Source organism: Phenylobacterium sp. (genome assembly GCF_031360265.1).
Lineage (GTDB): Bacteria > Pseudomonadota > Alphaproteobacteria > Caulobacterales > Caulobacteraceae > Phenylobacterium.
In genome coordinates this window covers 18,515-38,031 of record NZ_JANMBF010000020.1, presented here as the reverse complement: position 1 = coordinate 38,031, position 19,517 = coordinate 18,515, and the positions used below count along the sequence as shown (strand labels likewise).

Sequence of the window (19,517 nt, the reverse complement as noted above, 5' to 3'; positions counted from 1 at the left end):
TCAGAACGCGTCCACCGCCAGGCCGGCCTGGCGCAGGGTGTCCAGGATATCGTCGCGGTCGGCGGTGTTGGCGTAGGGGGCGAGCCGGGACATCTGGGCGATGCTGGCGCTCGAGGCCTCGCCCGCGGCCATCTGGCGGCCCTCCTCGAGGCGGCCCAGCTTGACCAGGCTCATGGCGATCACCAGGGCCGCGCGGCCATCCTGCAGGCGCACCGCCTTCTCGGCCTCGCGGATCGCGTCGGGATAGGCGCCGGCGTGGAAGTGCGACAGCGCCAGCAGCGAGTACATGGCGCCGAGCTGGGGGTCGTAGGGGCTGTGGCGCAGGCTGCGCTCGATGGGCGCAACGGCCTCGGCCGCGCGGCCCGAATAGATCAGCACCTGCCCCAGCCGGAAGTGGCCGAAGCCGAAATTCGGGTTGAGCGCCAGGGTCTTGCGCGCCTCGTCCAGGGCGTCACGGTGGCGCCGCAGGTATAGCGACGCGCCTGAGGCGGCGAAATAGCCGTAGGCGTCGCGGGGATCCAGGCCGATGGCGGTCTGCGCGGCCTCGCGCGCCTCGGTCAGGTCCTGCAACACCTGCCGCGACCATCCGTAGATCACCCCGCCGTAGAGGGTGCGCGCCAGGCCGATGTAGCCCAGCGACAGCTCCGGATCGCTGGCGATCGCCTGTCGGAACAGGTCGAGCGAGATCCGGTAGCCGTCCTGCGACATTTTGTTGAACTGCCACATGCCGCGCTGAAAGCAGTCGAGCGCGTCAAGGTCGTTGAGGTTCTTGCGCGCGATCCGCCGGCCTTCGGAATGCAGCATGGCCGGCTCGATGGCCCCGACCACCTGTTCGGTGATGTCGTCCTGCAGCGCCAGGATGTCGACCAGGTCGCGGTCGAGGTTGTCGGCCCAGATGTGCACGCCGCTCGCCGCCTCGACCAGCTGGGCGCTGACCCGCACCCGGGCGCCCACCTTGCGGACGCTGCCCTGCAGCACGTAGCGCACCCCAAGCTCACGGCCGACGCGGGCCACGTCCACCGCGCGGCCCTTGTAGGTGAAGCTCGACGTGCTGCCGATGACGAAGAACCAGCGCCAGCGCGAGAGCGCCGTGACGATGTCCTCGGTGATGGCGTCGGCGAAATATTCCTGCTCGGGATCGCCGCTCTTGTTCTGGAACGGCAGGACCGCGATGGACGGCTTCGTCGGCAGGGTCAGGGGCGCCTCCAACAGGGGCGGGCCGGCTTCCATCCGCACGCGGAAGGTGCGGATCGGGCGGGGAATGTTCTTGACCGACTGCTCGCCCATATCCTCGAAGGCGACCTCTAGCCGGCCGTCGGTGTCCTCCTGGACGCGGCCGGAAACGCAGATTCCGCCCGGCTCGGCCAGTGTTTCCAGGCGTGCGGCGACGTTGACCCCGTCGCCGAAGATGTCGCCGTCCCTGACCACCACATCGGCGGCGTGCAGGCCCATGCGGAAGTCCACGCGCTTGCCCCGCGGCGCCGCGATATTGCGCTCGGCCATCGCCGCCTGAATGCGCAGCGCGCACTGCAGGGCGCTGACCACGCTGGCGAACGCCGCCAGCACCCCGTCGCCGGTGGTCTTGATCACCTGGCCGCCGTGCTCGGCCACCGCCGGCTGGATTATCTCGCGCAGATGCGCGGCGACCTGGGCCAGGGTGCCTTCCTCATCCGCGGCCACGAGGCGGCTGTAGCCCGAGATATCGGCCGCCAGGATCGCCGCCAGTCGCCGCTCGACTCTGCTGCCCGTCGTCACGTCCGCCTCTCGACCGAGACCCCAGGCCCGCCTGCGCCCTCGCCTCTCTGCTGCACAGCAGCATGGGCTGCCCCGTGAACCCTGGCAACCTGCGCGCGGCGGTTCGCCCGCCTTGCGCCGCCGCTCGCAAGCCGCGCCCAGCGTCGCTATAAGCAGGCGATGACAGCGAAGACAGACGCCGCCGGCATCGTCGACCGGCTCGAAGACGAATACGGCAGGACGGTCGAGGCCCTGCGCGGCGCCCTCAAGGCGTTCCTGGCCGGCGGCCCGCCGCCGGATCCCGGCCTCCGGGCCTCGGGCGCCTTCAACTATCCGGAACTTCGGCTGCACTGGCCGGCGGGCCAGGCGTTTCCGCGGATCGGCCGCGCCTATGCCCGGATCGGCGCGCCGGGACACTATGCGGTGACGGTCACCCGCCCCCGGCTCTATCGCGACTATCTGATCGAGCAGCTGGGCCTGCTGGCCCAGGATTTCCAGGTGGAGATCGAGGTCGGCCGCTCGACGCAGGAGATGCCGTTCCCCTATGTGTTGGACGGCCAGGCGGATGTGGCGCTGGCCGACATCGGGTCGGCCGAGATCGCCCGGCACTTCCCGACCACCGAGCTGGCGTTCATCGGCGACGAGATCGTCGACGGGTCCTGGGCGCACAGCCCCGACAAGCCCCGCCCCCTGGCGCTGTTCGACGGGCTCAGAACCGACTTCTCGCTGGCCCGGCTGGCGCACTACACCGGCACGCCGGCCGACCACGTCCAGCAATATATCCTGTTCACCAACTATAACCGCTACGTCGATGAGTTCGTCCGCTGGGGCTGCGAGCAGCTGAAGGCGGGCGGGCCCCACACGGCGCTGTCGGCGGCCGGCAACGTGCTGATCACCGCCGAGACGCCGGATCCGGAGGCCACGGTGGCCGCGGCGACCTGGCGCAAGCATCAGATGCCGGCCTATCACCTGATGGCGCCGGGCCGGGCCGGGATCACCCTGGTCAACATCGGCGTCGGCCCCTCCAACGCCAAGACCATCTGCGACCACCTGGCGGTGCTCCGGCCCCAGGCCTGGCTGATGATCGGCCACTGCGGCGGCCTGCGCGGGTCCCAGACCATCGGCGACTATGTGCTGGGCCACGCCTATCTGCGCGACGACCATGTGCTGGACGAGGTGCTGCCGCCGGAGATCCCGATCCCGCCGATCGCCGAGATGCAGGTGGCGCTGAACCGGGCCGCCGAGATGGTCACCGGCGAGACCGGCGAGGTGCTCAAGCGGCGCCTCAGAACCGGCACCGTGGTGACCACCGACGATCGCAACTGGGAGCTGCGCTATTCCTCCAGCGCCAAGCGGTTCAACCAGAGCCGGGCGGTGGCCATCGACATGGAGAGCGCCACCATCGCCGCCCAGGGCTATCGCTTCCGGGTGCCCTACGGGACCCTGCTCTGCGTATCCGACAAGCCGCTGCACGGCGAGATCAAGCTGCCCGGCCAGGCCAACGCCTTCTACGACCGGGCCATCGGCCAGCACCTGCGGATCGGCATCGCCACCATGGACCTGCTGCGCCAGGACGGCGTGCGCCTGCACTCACGCAAACTCCGCAGCTTCGACGAGCCGCCGTTCCGGTAGGCGGCGGGGCGTCCGCCTAAAGCGATCGGCGGCCTTGCAGGAAGTGCAGGACGACCAGCACCAGGGCGATCACCAGCAGCACGTGGATGAAGGCGGCGGTGACATGGAAGGCGAAGAAGCCCAGCAACCACAGGACCAGAAGGACGACGGCGATAGTCGCGAGCATTGTTCTGCCTCTCATAGGTCGCGGCGTGCGGCCTTTGGAGGATTAATGTTTCCGCAACGGCGTCGGTTCCCCCGCCGGGCGATCCGCCTGGCGACGGCCTCTCGATCCGGAGCTGATTTGCGGCTATCTGCACGCCCATGACCCGGCACATCGACTTCGAAGGCATCGAGAACTTCCGCGATTTCGGCGGCTATGGCGGCGCCGACGGGCGCGCCGTAAAGCGCGGCCTGCTCTATCGCTCCGCCAACCATGCCTATGCCAGCGAGGGCGATCTGGCGCGGATGGCCGACCTGGGCCTGGCCGCCATCGTCGACCTGCGGCGCAGCGAGGAGCGGGCGCGTGAGCCTTCCAAACGCTGGCCGGGCTTTGGCGCCGCGGTGGTGGAGAACGACATCCTCTCCGACCACGCCGACTGGGCGGTGGCCATGAAGGACGCCGAGGTCAACGCCCGGTGGTTCTTCGACGACGGCATGGCCTACTATCGCCGCGCGCCGTTCGAGGCCCGGCACATCGACCTGTTCCGCCGCTACTTCCACACCCTGGCCGATACGGACGGGGCCATTGTCGTCCACTGCGCGGCGGGCAAGGATCGCACCGGCCTGATCTGCGCGCTGACCCACCACATCCTGGGCGTCGGCGCCGACGACATCATGGCCGACTACCTCCTGACCAATGACGAGGCGCGGATGGCGCGCAAGATGGCCTTCCTCGGCCCCTGGCTGCGCGACACGGTGGGCAAGTCCGTGGACGAGGCCGGCCTGCGCGTGGCCGTCTCGGTCAATGCCGACTATCTGGAGACGGCGTTTTCGGTGATCCGCCAGGCCAACGGCTCGCTCGACGGCTATCTGGCCGACGTCCTGGGCGTCGACGCCCCCTTGCGCGCCCGCCTGCGGGCCCGGCTGCTCGCCTAGACCCAAGGACCGATCATGCAGAGCTTTCAGCCGCCCCGACGCATCCTGATGGGGCCCGGCCCCTCCGACGTCAGCCCGCGCGTTCTGAGCGCGCTGGCGCGGCCGACCATCGGCCACCTGGACCCGGCGTTCCAGGACCTGATGGAGGAGATCAAGGCCGCCCTGCAACGGCTGTTCAACGCGCCGGACCACGCCTGCGTGCCGCTGCCGGCGCCGGGGACGGCGGGGATGGAAGCGGCGATCATGAACCTGCTGGAGCCCGGCGACCGGGCGGTAATCTGCGTCAACGGCGCCTTCGGCGGGCGGATGGCCGACATGGCCGGCCGCGCGGGCGCCACCGTGGTCACCGTCGATCACGACTGGGGCAAGCCCGTCGATCCGGCCCGGGTCGAGGCCGCGCTCGCCGAGGCGCCGACCAAGGTGCTGGCCTTCGTCCACGCCGAGACCTCCACCGGCGCGCGCAGCGACGCGGCCACCCTGTGTGCGATCGCCCGCCGGCACGGGGCGTTGTCGATCGTCGACTGCGTCACCTCGCTGGGCGGCATCGTCGTCGACGTGGCCGCCTGGGACGCCGACGTGGTCTATTCGGGAACCCAGAAATGCCTCTCCGCGCCGCCCGGCCTGTCGCCCATCGCCCTGTCGAAGCGGGCGCAGGCGGCGATCAGCGGACGAAAGGAAAAGGTCCGTAGCTGGCTGTTGGATTTCAACCTCTTGATGGCCTACTGGGGCGGCCCCGATGGACGTGGGGGCGGCGGCCGGACCTATCACCACACCGCCCCGATCAACGCGCTCTATGGCCTGCACGAGAGCCTGGTGGCGATCTTCGAGGAGGGCCAGCAGGCCGCCATCGTGCGCCACGCCCGCACCCACGAGGCCCTGGTGGCCGGGCTGGAGGCCGCCGGGCTGAAGATGCTGGTCGACGCCGCCCACCGCCTGCCGCAGCTCAACACGGTGCGAGTCCCCGACGGCGTCGATGAGGGCAAGGTGCGCGCCCATGTGCTGAACGTGTGGGACCTGGAGATCGGCGCGGGCCTGGGGCCACTCAAGGGCCAGGTCTGGCGGATCGGGCTGATGGGCGCCTCAGCCACCCCCTGGCACGTGCGCCTGTGCCTGACGGCGCTCTGCGAGGCGCTGAACGCCCAGGGGTTCAAGGCCGACGCCCAGGCGGCGCTGGCGGCGGCGGACGCGAAGCTCGCCTAGCGCTTTGGCGGAAAGCGACTAACGTCTGGCCAACCGCATGTTGAAAAGCGGATCGGGAGGGACGTGCTTGAGTGAATCCACACCCCTGGAGATCCATGGGCCTTCGTCGGTCATCGACCCCCCGGCGATTTCCGAGCTGGGCGGCGACGGCAGGCTGAGCCGCGGCGCGATCTCCTGGTCGATCTTCGAGGGCGGCCGCGACCCCTACGTCATCCTGATGACCATCTACATCTTCATGCCCTACGTCGCCTCGACCATGGTCGGCGATCCGGTCAGAGGACAGGAGGTGATCTCGCGCTTCCAGCAATACGCCGGCTGGATCGTCATGGCCACGGCGCCCTTCCTCGGCGCCTCGATCGACAAGCTGGGGCCGCGCAAGCTGTGGCTGGCGCTGGCGGTGACCGGCATGGTCCCGCTGATCGGTGCGTTGTGGTGGGCCAAGCCAGATCAGAGCGGCCTGACCATCCCGGTGACCATGTTTATCGCCATGCTGGTCAATGTGCTGTTCGCCTATTCCGAGGTGCTGCACAATTCGATGCTGATCCGCGCCGCCGGGATGAAGAGCGCCCACGCAGCGTCCGGCCTGGCGCTCTCGCTGGGCAACGCCGCCTCGGTGCTGGCGCTGGCCTTCACCGCCTGGGCGTTCGCGCTCCCCGGCAAGGTGACCTGGGGCTGGGTGCCGGCGAGCCCGCTGTTTGGCCTGAGCGCGGCGGCCCACGAGCCTGAGCGGGTTGTCGCCCTGCTGGCCGCCGGCATCCTGGCGGTGGGCGCGATCCCCATCTTCCTGTTCACCCCCGACGCGCCGCGCACCGGCGTGCCGATCGTCAAGGCCTTCGCCGACGGCGCGGCCGACCTGTGGGGCATGCTTCGGACCGTCTCGCGCTTCAAGGACGCGGTGATCTTTCTGCTGTCGCGGATGCTGTTCGTGGACGGCATGAACGGCGTGCTGTTCTTCTTCGGCGTGCTGGCGGCCGGCGTCATGAAATGGGGCGCGCTGGACCTCCTGCTGACCGGCATCATCCTGAGCGTGGTCGCTGTCTTTGGCGGCTTCACCGGGCGCTGGCTCGACCAGACCATTGGCCCGAAGAACGCCCTGCGCATCGAGATCTTCATGACCATCCTGGGCCTCACCGCCCTGCTGGGCATGGCGCCGGACAAGATCCTCTATGTCTGGCCCTATCACGCCGCCGACCACGCGCCGCTGTGGAACGGTCCGGTCTATCGCACCCTGCCCGACCTGATCTTCCTGCTGATCGGTTTCTCCAACGCGGTCTTCATCACCGGCCAGTACGCCTCGGCGCGCACGGCGCTCACCCGCCTGACCCCGCCCGAGCGGACGGGCGCGTTCTTCGGGGTCTATGCCCTGGCCGGTGTGGCCACGGCATGGCTCGCGCCCAGCCTGGTCAATATCGGCACGCGGGTCACCCACAGCCAGCAGGGCGGGTTCGCCACCATCATCATCCTGCTGGTGCTGGGCCTGCTCGGGCTGATGTTCGTCAAGGGCGGCGGGCGGGGCTCGGAGGCGGGGACGCCGACGGCTTAAGGCCCGGTCCAGACCACGCTCGGCGACCTGCGGGGCCGCAGAAAGAAGGTCTCGCTGAACAGCAGGCCGGTGGGGATCGTGTGGTGCAGCGGCGAGGTGAAGGCGTACTGCACGTCGGCCATGATGATACTGTCGCCGGGCAGCAGCAGGCCACCGGGGACCCCGCCCACCGCCGTGCCCGAGCCGAGCGCGCCCAGGCCGTGGCCCTGGCTCCAGATGACGCGCGCGACACCCGCGGCGTCGGCGGTGACGCTGGTCACGCGGATCTTCAGCGGCGTCGTCGGGAACGGCTTGAGGATGGCGTCGCCGACATTGAAGATGTCGGTCATCTGGACGCCGTCCATCTGGTTGGATTGGGCCACCAGATCGGCGACGATCGAGGCGGAGTGGGCCGCGCGCCGCTCGGCCATCATGGCCAGGCTGAGCTCGGCCAGGCCCATGTAGAGCAAGATCATGATCGGGGCGATCAGCGCGAACTCCACCGCCGCCATGCCGCGCCGATCCGATGCCAGGCGCCTCAGCATGCGGCGCCCACCGGCGGATTGTCGTTGTAGGGCTCGTTGCGGAACGCGGTGGCCGTGGAGATCAGCCGCCGGCCCGAACCGCCGCCCATGTCCTCCAGCGCCGTCGACAGCAGGGGCGTGAACAGCCGCCACTGGAAATAGGTCCGCACCAGCACGATGTCGGCGGGCGCGCCGGCCGTGAAGCAGGTGGTCGCCGGGTTGAAGGTGGATCCCGGTTGCGGCGCGCTGGCGCCCAGGCTGGCAAAGTTCGAATAGGTGCGCACATCGACCCACAGGTCGCTCGCGCACTTGGCGCTCAGCCAGCTCATCCGCGCGCAGATCAGGGCCTTGAAGTCGGCCCGGGTGTTGGACGCGCTGGTCTGGAACTCGCCGGTGCGGATCATCCGGGCGGCGGACTCCGTGGCGCTCTCCAGGGTGGTGCAGACCAGCAGCACCATGGCCAGCTCGATCACCCCGAAGACCAGCACCATCATGGGCAGGCTGACCATGGCGAACTCCACCGCCGTCGCGCCGTGCTCGGCGCGGGCGAAGCGCCGCAGCGACGAGATCATGCCTGAAGGGCGGACAAGCGACACGGCATCCTCGAGAAACGAGGGCGCAATTTACAACGCCGTGGATAATCGAGATTTAAGCGTAGTCCTTAACAGCAAGACGAATGACAGTTTTTTTTGAACTTGGATAACGGATCATCAAAAATGATAGTAAATTTGAATTAATCATAGAAATACGCTTCGATTACTCACATTTTTACTCAGGATTAAGCGAGACCTGCGAAGTTGAGGCTGCATTGAGGGCGAGCAGGCTGACCCGCTTGAAGCCCACCATCGACTGCTCGCTTGAAAGGGAGACCTGACCATGTCCAACTTTGTCACACGCTTTATGAAGGACGACTCCGGCGCCACGGCGATCGAGTACGGCCTGATCGCCGCGCTCGTCGCCGTCGTACTGGTTTCCGCGCTCACCGCGATGGGCGGCAAGCTCACGAGCACCTTTACCGCCGTCAGCGCCGCGCTTCCCTAGGGCTCTTCCCGCCCAGGTTGGTTCAACCTGGGCGGAGGAGAAGGGCTCCAGATCCGGCTGACTTGATCCAAGTCAGCCGGGACAGGGTCTAGGCGCCGACGCAGTTCGCTTAAGGGGAGCCTCCAGGCGGACCGTCCGCCGAGGGGTTCTTCTTTTTCGGCGCGCCCGAGCGTCACGCGCGTTCGAGAAACCCTCCGTTCACCCGTCGCGGTCATGCTGGCGGGGCCCAGACCATGGGGCCCGGAGTCACGCGATGATCCACGCACTTCAGAGCCTCGTCCTGCTCGCTTTCCCGCTGCTGACACTGATCGCGGCGCTGCGCGATGCGACGAGCTACACCATACCCAACTGGATCTCGCTGGCGCTGGTGGGGATCTTCCCTTTGGCGGCCCTGGCGCTGGGCCTGCCGCTGGCCGTCCTCGGCGGACAGTTGGGCCTCGGCGCCGCCGCGCTCGTCGCGGCGATGGCTATGTTCGCCCTGGGCTGGATCGGCGGCGGCGACGCCAAGCTGTTCGCCGCCGCCGCGCTCTGGCTGGGCTGGCCAGCGATCCTGACCTTCCTGGCGGTGACCGGCGTGGCCGGCGGCGTCCTGGCCGTGGGCCTGCTGGCGCTGCGCGCGCCGGCCGTGCGGCGGCATCTGCCGGCGGGGCCCGGCTGGTTCGTCCGGCTGGCCGAGCCCGGCGAGAATGTGCCCTATGGCGTGGCCATCGCGGTGGGCGCCCTGGCGGCCTTTCCGGGCTGCAGCCTTCTGGCGCGCCTCTGAGGGGGCCTTGCGGCCGTCGCGGCGGCGGCGCACATGCGACCTGAAGAGGGTCACTCCTCGTCCGGTAGGGAGCCCAGCATGTCCGAAGTGATCCTGGAAACCTCGGAGATCCCCGCGATCCCGGTCCATGCCCTCGTGGAAAGCGACGTCGCGAACGCCCTCGACGCCGCCACCCCGTGGGTCAGGGCCCTCGCCGCGCTGTGCGAGTTCAAGGGCAAGGTCGGCCAGATCCTGCTGGCGCCCGATGCCGACGGCGCCCTGGCCAGGGTCTGGTTCGGGCTTGGCGCCGATCCAGACCCCATGACCTTGCGCCAGCTCGCCGCGAAACTGCCGGCCGGGGTCTACCGCATCGCCCAGACGCCGCCGGGTCTGGCCGCCGACCAGATGGCGCTGGCCTTCGCGCTCGGGAGCTACCGGTTCGACCGCTACAAGGCCCATGGCGGCGAGCGCGCGAAGCTGCTGGTCGAAGGCTGCGACGTGGCCGAGGTGCGCCAGGTGGCCCATGCCTGCGCCCTGGCCCGCGACATGATTAACACCCCGGCCAACGACATGGGCCCCCTGCAGCTGGAGACCATCGCCCGCGAGATCGCCGAGCAGCACCGGGCGGAGATCAGCGTGATCGCCGGCGACGACCTGCTGGCGGCCAACTATCCGGCGGTCCACGCCGTCGGCCGCGCCGCCGATCCAGCCCGCGCGCCGCGGATGATCGAGATGAGCTGGGCGCCGCCCGGGGGCGGGGCCGACAGGCCACTGGTCTGCCTAGTGGGCAAGGGGGTGGTGTTCGATACCGGCGGCCTGGACATCAAGCCCTCGGCCGGCATGCGGCAGATGAAAAAGGACATGGGCGGCGCCGCCCACGCCCTGGCGCTGGGGCGGATGATCATGGCCGCCGGCCTGCCGGTGCGGCTGGCGGTGCTGCTTCCGGTGGTCGAGAACGCCATCTCCGGCGACGCCATGCGGCCGGGCGACGTGCTGGCCTCGCGCAAGGGGATCTCCATCGAGGTCGGCAACACCGACGCCGAGGGCCGCCTGATCCTGGCCGACGCCCTGACCCGGGCCGGGGAGCTCAAGCCGGCGCTGACCCTGGACCTCGCCACCCTGACCGGCGCGGCGCGGGTGGCGCTGGGGCCGCAGCTGCCGCCCTTCTACACCGACGATGACGAGCTAGCCGGGCAGATCGAGGCCGCGGCCAAGGCGGCAGGCGACCCGCTTTGGCGAATGCCGTTGTGGAAGGGCTATGTGGACGCGCTGGACAGCGACGTGGCGCAGATCAAGAACGATCCCGACGGCTGGGCGCAGGCCGGCTCGGTGACGGCGGCGCTGTTCCTGCAGCGGTTCGCCCCGTCCGGTCCCGACTGCGGCCCCTGGGCGCACCTCGACATCTTCGCCTGGAACCCGCGCAACCGGCCGGGCTTTCCCGCCGGCGCGGAGGCGCAAGCCATCCGCGGGCTCTATCGGATGATCCGCGAGCGGTTCGCGTGACGCCGGCGCTGGACACCCTCGACGGCCGCGTGAGCCCGCTGCGCGACGGGATCGCCGGCCGTTCTCTGGAAGGCCTGGTCCGCGCCGAGGTCTATCTCGACCCGACGGCGATGACCTGCGCGGTCCCGGCCGCCGGCCTGCATCGCGCGCCGGATGCGGCCTGCGAACAACTGGACCAGCTCCTGTTCGGCGAGACCTTCGAGGTCATCGAGGAGGAAGGCGCCTGGCTTTGGGGCCAGGCGCGCCGCGACGGCTATGTGGGCTTTGTCGCCGCCGCCAGCCTCGCGCCCCTGGCCCCCGTGCTCCCGACCCACAGGGTCAGCGCGCTGCGCACCTACGCCTTCGCCGCGCCCAGCATCAAGTCGCGGGCTTCCGGACCCTATTCGCTGAACGCCCTGGTGGCGGTGGAGGCTGAGGAGGGCCGCCTCAGGAAGGTCGCCGGCGCCGGCTGGATGGCCGCCGAGCACCTGGCGCCCATCGGCGTCTTCGAGACCGACATCGCCGCCGTCGCCGAGCGGTTCGTGGGCGCGCCCTATCTGTGGGGCGGGCGCGAGAGCCTGGGGCTGGATTGCTCTGGCCTGGCGCAGGCCGCCCTGTTCGCCTGCGGGATCGCCTGCCCGCGCGATGCCGACCAGCAGGCCGGGCTCGGTCGGGAGATCGCCCGCGAGGCCTTCGGCCGCGGCGACCTGGTGGTCTGGAAGGGCCACGTGGCGATCGGCCTCGATGCTGAGCGCATCGTCCATGCCAACGCCTTCCACATGGCCGTGGCGATCGAGCCGCTGGAGACCGCGCTGGCGCGGATCGAGGCCGCCGGCGCTGGACCTCCGACCACATTTCGCCGACTTTAGAGCGCAGGAGGCGGCCCATGCGCAGGCTGTTGCTCGCCCTGGCCGCCCTGATCGCAACCGCCGCCCCGGCCGCCGCCGAGCCGGTGGCGATCACCTTCGACGACCTGCCGACCATGGCCCTGTCGCCGACCACCGACTACGCCCTGGTGACCACCAAGGCCCTGCTGGCCGGCCTGCGCCGCAACCACATCCCGGCCATCGGCTTCGTCAATGAGGTCAAGCTGGAGGCGCGCGACAAGCCCCAGCGGATCGCGCTGCTCACGCGCTGGCTCGACGCCGGCATGACGCTGGGCAACCACAGCTATTCGCACCCGCACTTCTCGACCACCCCGGTGGCCGACTACATCGCCGATGTAGCCCGGGGCGAGGTCGTCACCCGGTCCCTGCTCGCGGCGCGCGGCAAGCCGCTCCGCTGGTACCGCCATCCCTATCTGGAGACCGGCGCGACGTCGCAGGACCGCGCCACCTTCGAGACCTGGCTGGCCGCGCATGGCTATCGGGTCGCGCCGGTGTCGATGGAGAATTCCGACTGGCTGTTCGCCCTGCCCTATGACGAGGCGGTGACAAGGGGCGATGCGGGCGAGGCCGAGCGCATCCGCCAGGCCTATCTGACGTTCACCGCCCAGATCGTGCCCTGGTATCGCCAGGCGGCGCTGGAGGTTCTGGGCCGGCGCCCGGCGTTCGTCTTCCTGTTGCACGCCACCCGGATCAACGCCGACAGCCTGGGCGAGCTGGCCGCGATCCTGCGCGCCAACGACCTGAAGCCTGTGACCCTGGACCGCGCCATGACCGACCCGGCCTACGCCATCGCCGACGACTATGTGGGCGCGGCCGGAACCCCCTGGGTGACCCGCTGGGCGTTGACCCTGCACAAGGACATGCCCTGGAAGACCCTGCCCCGCCCGCCGGCCGACATCGCCGCCCTCGACGCGCGGATTGAAGGCGCGGTCGCTACGCCCCGGCCACCGCCTTCGGCCAGGTGAGGGGCTCGATCCTGCGCACCACGACGCACCAGCTGAACACGCCGGCGACCGAGACCGCGGCGGCCACGACAAAGGCCGAGCTGAAACTGCCGGTGGCGTCGACGATCCAGCCGGTGATCAGCGGGCAGACGATGCCGGCGAAATTGCCGACGAAGTTCTGGAAGCCCATCCATTTGCCCGCCGCGTGCGGTCCAGCCAGGGTCTGGCCGTTGGCGAAATTGCTGGCCCCGATGAAGCCAAAGCCGAAACCGGCGACGTAAAGGGCGGCGACGGCGACCTCGGCGTCGGCAAGGGCCGTGACGATGAAGCTGGCGGCGACAATCAGAAAGCCGGTGGCGATGAAGCCCTTGCGCACCAGGGTGACCGACCTGCCCGCGGCGATCAGCCGGTCGTTGACCCAGCCCAGCGCAATGCCGCTGGCGGCGTTGATCAGGTAGATTTCCCCGCCGATGATGGCCATGTGCGACATGGAGAACCCGCGCGCCTTGACCAGGTAGAGCGGCATCCAGCTGATCAGAAAATAGAAGGCGTAGTTCAGGCAGAAGTGGCCGAAGCCGGCGCCCCAGGCCTCGCGCCGGACGATGATCGCGGCGAAGGAGGGGGCCTTCGGCGCGTCCGCGTCGGCGACCACCTCGGCCGCCCGGGTCTGCGGCGATCGCCGGGTGGCCAGAAACCACGGGACCAGCCACAGCAAGGACGCCAGGCCGAACATCAGGAAGGTCGGCCGCCAGCCCACCTTGGCCATCACCAGTCCCCCGAAGAAGATTCCGAACGCCGGCCCAAGCGTGGTGCCCAGCAGCACCATGGCGTTGGCCCCGCCCATCCGATGCGCCGGCAGATGTTTGCCGATCAGCTTTGAGCTGCAGGGAAAGGCCGCGCTCTCGCCAAGGCCCAGCAGGACCCGCAGCAGCAGCAGGGCGGTGAAGCCGGTGACCAGACCCGTGGCGGCGGTGGCCAGCGACCACATCGCCAGGCCCACGGCCAGCACCCGATACGGGTGGAAACGCTCGCTCAGCCAGCCGGCCAGAAGCTGGCAGGGCGTGTAGGTCCAGAAGAACGCCGAGGTCAGCAGGCCAAAGGCGCTGGCCGAGAGGTGCAGCTCGTCCTTGATCAGGGGCGCCGCGGTGGCCAGGTTTCCCCGGTCGACATAGTTGATGAACACCGACAGGGCCAACAGCGGCACGATCGCCGCGCCCATCCCGGCGCGCGGCTGCGCCACCCTGATCGCCCCAGTCCCTACCGCCATGGTCGCCCCCGCCCGATTTTGCCTGGGAGGCTAGAGGTTTTTGCCGGGTTCGCCAGCGGCCAATTCGCGGAGACCTTGAGCCGGCTTCCGCCTCCCGTCACCGCCCGACGAAGTTCCCCACCCGCCGCTCGGAGACCGAGCGCACCCCTTCGGCGTAGTCGGCGGTGTCGCGCAGCCAGCCCTGCTCGGCGGCCTCCTTGTCGGTCTGGGCGCGGACGGCGGCGGCCAGGTCGCCACGCAGGGTCTTGCGGGTCGAGATGATCGCCAGCGGCGCGTTCTCGGCGATCTCCCGGGCAAGGCTGAGCGCCGCCCCGCGCAGCGCTTCCAGCGGCACGACCTCGTCCACCAGGCCCCAGGCCAGGCCGTCCTGCGCCTTCACCCGGCGCGCGGTCAGGAACATCAGCTCGGCCTTGGACTGGCCGACGAGCCTGGGCAGGGTGTGGGTCAGACCGAAGCCCGGATGGAAGCCCAGCTTGACGAAATTGGCCGCGAAGCGCGCATCGGGTGAGGCGATGCGGAAGTCGGCCATCACCGCCAGGCCCAGGCCCGCGCCGACGGCGGCGCCCTGGACGGCGGCGACGATCGGCTTCTTGGCCGAGAACAGCCGCACCGCCTGGTCGTAGAGAGGGTTGACTGCGCCCAGGCCGCCCGCGCCCTCGCTGCGCACCAGGTCCGCGCCGGCGCAGAAGTTCTTGCCATCGGCCTGCAGCACCGAACAGCGCAGATCGACTTCGCCGTCGATCGCCTCGATGGCGTCGGCCAGATCGGCCATGAACTCCACGCTGACGTGGTTGTACGGCGGACGATCCAGGGTCACCACCGCGACGTGGCCGTCCACCGCGACGGTGATGTGGTCTCCGAACTGGCTGTTCATTTTCTTGTCCCCAACAGATTGCGGGCCACCACCCATTTGTGGACCTCGGTGGGTCCGTCGTAGATCCGCATGGTGCGAAGCTTGGCCTGCATCTGGGCCAGCGGCAGCTCCTTGGTCATGCCCATGGCGCCGAACGCCTGCATGGCGCGGTCCACGGTCTCATAGGCCATCTCGGTGGCGAACCACTTGATCATCGAGATCTCGTTCCTGACATCGCGGCCCTGATCGAGCTTCCAGGCGCAGTCATAGGTCATCAGCCGGGTGGCGTGGATCTTGGTCGCCGCCTCGGCGACCCAGAACTGGATCGCCTGACGCTCGCTCAAGGGCATGCCGAAGGTTTTTCGCTGCGGCGCGTACTCGACGATCATGTCCAGCGCCCGCTGCGCCATGCCCACCGACCAGGCCGCCATCTGGATGCGCCGGGTTCCCAGCCGCGTCTGCATCGGCGCGAACCCCGCGCCTTCCTGGCCGAGCAGCTTCCAGCCCTCGACCCGGCAGTCCTCCAGCGCGATCTCATAGGTGTCGGCGCCGCCGACCATCGGGATGCGCCGCAGCACGTTGAACCCGGGCGTGCCCTTGTCCACAAGGAAGGCCGAGATCCCGCCGCGCGCCCGCTTCTCGGTGTCGGTGACCGCCATCAGGATCGTGAAGTCGGCGTCCGCCGCGCGCGAAATCCAGATCTTCCGACCGTTGATTACCCAGTCTTCTCCGTCTCTTACCGCCCGCGTGGTCATGCCGGCAGGGTCGGATCCGGCGCCTGGCTCGGAGATCCCGATCGCCGAGATGGTCTTGCCGGCCACATAAGGCGCCAGATAGGCGGCGCGCTGGCGCTCATCCACCGTCTGCATCAGCATCCGCAGGTTCGGGCTGTCCGGCGGCAGGGTGTAGGGGGTGACGCAGCGGCCGATCTCCTCCTCGACGCCGACCATGGCGACCATCGGCAGGTCCGAGCCGCCGACGTCGACCGGCGCGTCCAGGCCGAACAGGCCGAGGTCATGGGCCACCTTGTCCAGCCGGGCGTGCTCCACCGGACCGATCCCCAGCCCCTGGCCGGACGCCTCGCGCGCCAGCACGCCGGCTTCCAGCGGCGTCAGCTCGTCGCGGACGAACCTGGCCACCAGGTCCTTCAGCATCCGATGCTCTTCGGCGATCTCGAAATCCATGGCCCCTCCCGCCGGGTGCGCGTTCTTTGTAGGGTGATCATAACGACCGGAAGCGGCGATGGGAGTGGACAAGTGGCGCAAGCTAGGGAATTGGCCGGGAAAGCGACGGGGCCGCTGGCCGGCATCCGCATCCTGGACCTGACCAGCGTGGTCAACGGCGCCTATGGCACTCAGATTCTAGCCGACCAGGGCGCCGACGTGATCAAGCTCGAGGATCCCGGCAGCGGGCGCGGCGACGGCGGCGACATCATGCGCTGGGCCGGCCACGTGCCGGACGGCGCCCCGCGCGGCTTCGGGCCGATCTTCGTGACCATCAACCGCAACAAGCGATCCCTGCTGCTGGACCTCGCCAAGCCCGGCGCCAAGCGCGCCCTGGTCCGGCTGATCAAGTCCTGCGACGTGTTCGTCGCCTCGATCCGCTACAAGGGCCTGGAGCGCCTGGGCCTAGCCTATGAGGACGTCGCAGCGATCCGGCCGGATATCGTCTATGTCCACGCCGCCGGCTATGGCTCCGACGGCCCCTATGCCGGCGAGCCCGCCTATGACGATCTGATCCAGTCGGCCTCGGGCCTGGCCGACGTGCTGCCGCGCACCGACGGCAATCCCACGCCGCGCATCCTGCCGACCCTGGTGGCCGACAAGGTCTCGGGTCTGTTCCTGGCCCAGTCGGTGACCGCCGCCCTGCTGCACCGCGCGCGCACCGGCGAGGGCCAGTTCGTAGAGGTGCCGATGCTGGAGTGCGTCACCTCGTTCCTGCTGGTCGAGCACCTGTTCGGCCACACGTTCGAGCCGCCCACCGGCCAGTGGGGCTATACTCGCGTGGTCAATCCCAACCGCCGGCCGTTTCCGACCAAGGACGGCTACATCGGCCTCCTGCCCTACACCGACAAGCAGTGGGATCAGTTCTTCGAGGTCGCGGGCATGGCCGACACCATCGCCACGGATCCACGCTTTTCCGACTACTTCACCCGGTCCAAGCACATCAACGAGCTCTACGCCCTGGTGGGCGAGGCGGCCGCCACCAAGACCACCCAGGAATGGCTGGATCTCTTAAAGCCGCTGTCGATCCCGGTGGTGAAGACCAACCGTCTCGACGATTTGCCGGACGATCCGCATCTGGTGGCGGTGGATTTCTTCCAGACCTTCGACCATCCGGACCTCGGCTGCTATCGCCAGATGCGCCCGCCGGTGCGGTTTTCAAAGACCCCGTCCAACATCCGTCGCCACCCGCCGGGCCTGGGCCAGCACACCGCCGAGATCCTGGCCGAGGTGGGCGGAGACGAGGACGCGTGAGCCATGCGTGTGGTCATCGTCGGGCCGTCTGGATCGGGTAAGTCGACGCTTGCCCGACGCCTCAGCGCGGCGATCGACGCGCCGCATGTCGAACTCGACGTGCTGAACTGGGGTCCGGCCTGGCTGAATCGGTCCGTTGCCGATCCCGGCGAGTTCACCCGTCGGATCGAGGCTGCCATCATTGGCGATCAGTGGATCACCGACGGAAACTACCGCGCCGCCCTGGCCCTTGTTCTGCCCCGGGCGACGGATCTGATCTGGCTGGACTACCCGCGCAGGGTGGTCATGCCGCGGGTGATTCATCGTTCGTTCGTGCGCGCGCTGGACCGCCGGGAGCTTTGGCCGGGTACCGGAAATCGCGAGGCCTTCCGCCGCTGGCGCGACAAGGAGCATCCGATCCGATGGGCCTGGGACACCTTTGCCCGCCGCCGCGCGCAGTACGAGATGCTCTTCGCCGACGCGCGGCTCGCTGGCATCCGCAAACAGCGCCTTCGCCACCCGCGAGAGGCCCGGACCCTGGAGGCAAGGTTGGCCGCCGAGGCCCTTTTCATCCCGGTGACGGGCAGCGGGCGCCCGGCCCGCCTTTAGAGTTCCATAGGGACGCCCTGGGCGACGCGCTGCGGATCCTGGCGCCAGGCGTCGGACACATCGACATAGACCTCGATGCCGTTGCCGTCGGGATCCTTGAAGTAGAGCGACTTGGTCACCTCATGATCGACGGGATGGAGGGTCAGGCCCGCCGCTTCCAGCTTCGCCTTGGCTTCGCGCAAGGCGTCGATATGACTGCCGATCTTGAAGGCGACGTGGTGCAGTCCCACGGCGGAGTCGCCTTGCGCGCTGCCCTCGCCACTGACCTCCATCACCGCGAAGTCGTGATGATTGCCCAGGGTGAAGAAGGCCATCTTCTTCCCGTCCTCGTCGTTTCGCGCGCAGATCGGCAGGCCGAGCACGCCGTTGTAGAATTTCTCCGCCCGCGCGCGATCGGTGACCCGCAGCACCACGTGGCCCAGCGCCTGAATTCGCATGCGACCGCCCTCCTCAAGCCCCATGACCCGTAGGAAACGGCCACGCCCAGGCTCGACCCTCAGCATGGCCATAGACGCCGATCCATGCAAGCGAGGCGCGCGCCTACGCCGGCGCGGGCTCGCCGTGGGCCTGCGCGATGCGGGTCTGGAACCAGGCCACGCCGTGTTCGTGCTTGGGCGAGAGCACCCCGCCGCGATAGATCCCGGTCCGAAGGTTGCGCTGCACCTCCTCGCAGACCCGCTTGTCCTGGGCGGTGACGCGGTCGGAGACCGCGAACATCGCCGCCAGCTCTGCGGTGCGCGCCGGGTCGAAGAAGTAGAAATAGTCGAGCCGCGTTTCCTCCGGCCCCATCGCGGTCATCCGCTCGACCATGTAGCCGTGACGATAGGTGTTGATGGCCAGGTTGGGCCACAGCCACGCCCAGGTCCCGGCGTAGACCGAGGCGTCGCGCGGCGGGGCGGAATGGAAGATGACCTCGCCTTGGATCTCGACCCTGTAGTCGGCGACCACCACGTCGGCGTCGAACTCCGGATGCACCATCGGCAGGTGGTAGCCCTCCAGATAGTTCTCGACATAGGTCTTCCAGTTGCAGGCCAAGGTGTGGCTGCGACGCTCGACCAGCGGAAAGGCCGGCAAAGGTGCGGCCCCGGCCAGGGGTTCCAGCATCTGCGCCAGGGACGCGACGTCGAGGTCAAGGTTGACGAACACCAGTCCGCGCCAGGTCTCCACCCGCACCGGGAAGAGCCCGTACCGCCGGGGATCGAACCCCGGCGCTGCGCCGAAGTCCGTGGCGCTCTTCAGCCGCCCGTCCAGCGCATAGCGCCAGCCATGGTAGCGACAGACGAAGGCCTCGCCGCAGCTGCCCTGGCCGTCGGCCACCAGGGCGCCCGCCCGATGCCGGCAGACGTTGTGGAAGGCCGCCAGGCCGCCCTCGGCGTTCCGCACCACCACCACCGGCGCGCCGCCGATCTCCTCGGCCAGATAGTCGCCGGGGCTGGGCGCCATGGCTTCATGACCGATGAACTGCCAGGAGCGCCGCAGCACCTGGGTCCGATCGACCTTTAAGGGCTCTTCGCCGCAGTAGAGATCGACGCGCAGCATGGCGCCTC

General features: G+C 69.2%; 20 protein-coding genes. 11 read left to right on the top strand and 9 right to left on the bottom strand.

Annotated features, from left to right (window positions below; translation table 11 throughout):
- On the bottom strand, positions 1 to 1,755 hold the full coding sequence (locus tag RMN86_RS01650; RefSeq protein ID WP_309604083.1) for an adenylate/guanylate cyclase domain-containing protein: 1,755 nt from the start codon (positions 1,753 to 1,755) through the stop codon (positions 1 to 3).
- Positions 1,756 to 1,914: 159 nt separating this feature from the next.
- On the opposite strand from RMN86_RS01650, the gene RMN86_RS01645 reads away from it, so the two are divergent.
- A complete protein-coding gene (locus tag RMN86_RS01645; RefSeq protein WP_309604082.1) occupies positions 1,915 to 3,366 on the top strand; it encodes an AMP nucleosidase in 1,452 nt (483 codons plus the stop codon).
- A 16-nt stretch (positions 3,367 to 3,382) separates the two neighbouring features.
- Here the strand turns inward: RMN86_RS01645 and RMN86_RS01640 are convergent, their stop codons facing one another.
- Positions 3,383 to 3,532 (bottom strand): lmo0937 family membrane protein, encoded by a 150-nt coding sequence (locus RMN86_RS01640; RefSeq protein ID WP_309604081.1) that lies wholly within the window; start codon positions 3,530 to 3,532, stop codon positions 3,383 to 3,385.
- Between the two features lie 137 nt (positions 3,533 to 3,669).
- Between RMN86_RS01640 and RMN86_RS01635 the strand changes: the two genes are divergently transcribed.
- The 3 genes from RMN86_RS01635 to RMN86_RS01625 all read left to right on the top strand — a co-directional run bounded on the left by RMN86_RS01635 (position 3,670) and on the right by RMN86_RS01625 (position 7,186).
- On the top strand, positions 3,670 to 4,443 hold the full coding sequence (locus RMN86_RS01635) for a tyrosine-protein phosphatase (RefSeq protein ID WP_309604080.1): 774 nt from the start codon (positions 3,670 to 3,672) through the stop codon (positions 4,441 to 4,443).
- 15 nt (positions 4,444 to 4,458) lie between these two features.
- Positions 4,459 to 5,643 carry an alanine--glyoxylate aminotransferase family protein gene (locus RMN86_RS01630; protein WP_309604079.1) on the top strand — a complete coding sequence of 395 codons (1,185 nt, stop codon included), beginning with the start codon at positions 4,459 to 4,461 and terminating at the stop codon, positions 5,641 to 5,643.
- A 67-nt stretch (positions 5,644 to 5,710) separates the two neighbouring features.
- Positions 5,711 to 7,186 carry an MFS transporter gene (locus RMN86_RS01625; RefSeq protein WP_309604078.1) on the top strand — a complete coding sequence of 492 codons (1,476 nt, stop codon included), beginning with the start codon at positions 5,711 to 5,713 and terminating at the stop codon, positions 7,184 to 7,186.
- On the opposite strand, the gene RMN86_RS01620 is transcribed toward RMN86_RS01625, so the two are convergent.
- The gene (locus RMN86_RS01620) at positions 7,183 to 7,710 is read right to left on the bottom strand and encodes a pilus assembly protein (protein WP_309604077.1); all 528 of its coding nucleotides are present in this window, start codon (positions 7,708 to 7,710) and stop codon (positions 7,183 to 7,185) included. The two genes, RMN86_RS01625 and RMN86_RS01620, sit on opposite strands and share 4 nt — an antisense overlap.
- Entirely contained in the window at positions 7,704 to 8,285 is a 582-nt protein-coding gene (locus tag RMN86_RS01615) for a pilus assembly protein (protein ID WP_309604076.1), read from the bottom strand. The genes RMN86_RS01620 and RMN86_RS01615 overlap by 7 nt, the downstream gene beginning before the upstream one ends.
- A 280-nt stretch (positions 8,286 to 8,565) precedes the next feature.
- On the opposite strand from RMN86_RS01615, the gene RMN86_RS01610 reads away from it, so the two are divergent.
- The 5 genes from RMN86_RS01610 to RMN86_RS01590 all read left to right on the top strand — a co-directional run bounded on the left by RMN86_RS01610 (position 8,566) and on the right by RMN86_RS01590 (position 12,806).
- Positions 8,566 to 8,730: a Flp family type IVb pilin gene (locus RMN86_RS01610; RefSeq protein WP_309604075.1), complete on the top strand. Its 165-nt coding sequence runs from the start codon at positions 8,566 to 8,568 to the stop codon at positions 8,728 to 8,730.
- A 256-nt stretch (positions 8,731 to 8,986) separates the two neighbouring features.
- Entirely contained in the window at positions 8,987 to 9,493 is a 507-nt protein-coding gene (locus tag RMN86_RS01605) for a prepilin peptidase (protein ID WP_309604141.1), read from the top strand.
- Positions 9,494 to 9,571: 78 nt separating this feature from the next.
- Positions 9,572 to 10,975 carry a leucyl aminopeptidase family protein gene (locus RMN86_RS01600; protein WP_309604074.1) on the top strand — a complete coding sequence of 468 codons (1,404 nt, stop codon included), beginning with the start codon at positions 9,572 to 9,574 and terminating at the stop codon, positions 10,973 to 10,975.
- Positions 10,972 to 11,823: a C40 family peptidase gene (locus tag RMN86_RS01595; protein ID WP_405041299.1), complete on the top strand. Its 852-nt coding sequence runs from the start codon at positions 10,972 to 10,974 to the stop codon at positions 11,821 to 11,823. Before RMN86_RS01600 ends, RMN86_RS01595 begins: the two co-directional genes overlap by 4 nt.
- A gap of 17 nt (positions 11,824 to 11,840) precedes the next feature.
- On the top strand, positions 11,841 to 12,806 hold the full coding sequence (locus RMN86_RS01590; RefSeq protein WP_309604073.1) for a polysaccharide deacetylase family protein: 966 nt from the start codon (positions 11,841 to 11,843) through the stop codon (positions 12,804 to 12,806).
- On the opposite strand, the gene RMN86_RS01585 is transcribed toward RMN86_RS01590, so the two are convergent.
- The 3 genes from RMN86_RS01585 to RMN86_RS01575 form a co-directional block, all read right to left on the bottom strand.
- Positions 12,775 to 14,025 carry an MFS transporter gene (locus RMN86_RS01585; protein WP_309604072.1) on the bottom strand — a complete coding sequence of 417 codons (1,251 nt, stop codon included), beginning with the start codon at positions 14,023 to 14,025 and terminating at the stop codon, positions 12,775 to 12,777. The two genes, RMN86_RS01590 and RMN86_RS01585, sit on opposite strands and share 32 nt — an antisense overlap.
- 124 nt (positions 14,026 to 14,149) lie before the next feature.
- On the bottom strand, positions 14,150 to 14,926 hold the full coding sequence (locus tag RMN86_RS01580; protein ID WP_309604071.1) for an enoyl-CoA hydratase/isomerase family protein: 777 nt from the start codon (positions 14,924 to 14,926) through the stop codon (positions 14,150 to 14,152).
- Positions 14,923 to 16,089, bottom strand: a complete 1,167-nt coding sequence (locus RMN86_RS01575) for an acyl-CoA dehydrogenase family protein (protein WP_309604070.1) — start codon at positions 16,087 to 16,089, stop codon at positions 14,923 to 14,925. Before RMN86_RS01575 ends, RMN86_RS01580 begins: the two co-directional genes overlap by 4 nt.
- Before the next feature lie 90 nt (positions 16,090 to 16,179).
- On the opposite strand from RMN86_RS01575, the gene RMN86_RS01570 reads away from it, so the two are divergent.
- Entirely contained in the window at positions 16,180 to 17,382 is a 1,203-nt protein-coding gene (locus RMN86_RS01570; protein WP_309604069.1) for a CoA transferase, read from the top strand.
- Positions 17,383 to 17,385: 3 nt separating this feature from the next.
- Positions 17,386 to 17,970, top strand: coding sequence for a hypothetical protein (locus RMN86_RS01565; RefSeq protein ID WP_309604068.1), 585 nt, complete (start codon positions 17,386 to 17,388; stop codon positions 17,968 to 17,970).
- Here the strand turns inward: RMN86_RS01565 and RMN86_RS01560 are convergent.
- Together RMN86_RS01560 and RMN86_RS01555 are read right to left on the bottom strand one after the other, a co-directional pair.
- Positions 17,967 to 18,407, bottom strand: coding sequence for a VOC family protein (locus RMN86_RS01560; RefSeq protein WP_309604067.1), 441 nt, complete (start codon positions 18,405 to 18,407; stop codon positions 17,967 to 17,969). The two genes, RMN86_RS01565 and RMN86_RS01560, sit on opposite strands and share 4 nt — an antisense overlap.
- Before the next feature lie 103 nt (positions 18,408 to 18,510).
- Positions 18,511 to 19,509: an aromatic ring-hydroxylating dioxygenase subunit alpha gene (locus tag RMN86_RS01555; RefSeq protein ID WP_309604066.1), complete on the bottom strand. Its 999-nt coding sequence runs from the start codon at positions 19,507 to 19,509 to the stop codon at positions 18,511 to 18,513.
- Between the last annotated feature and the right edge of the window lie 8 nt (positions 19,510 to 19,517).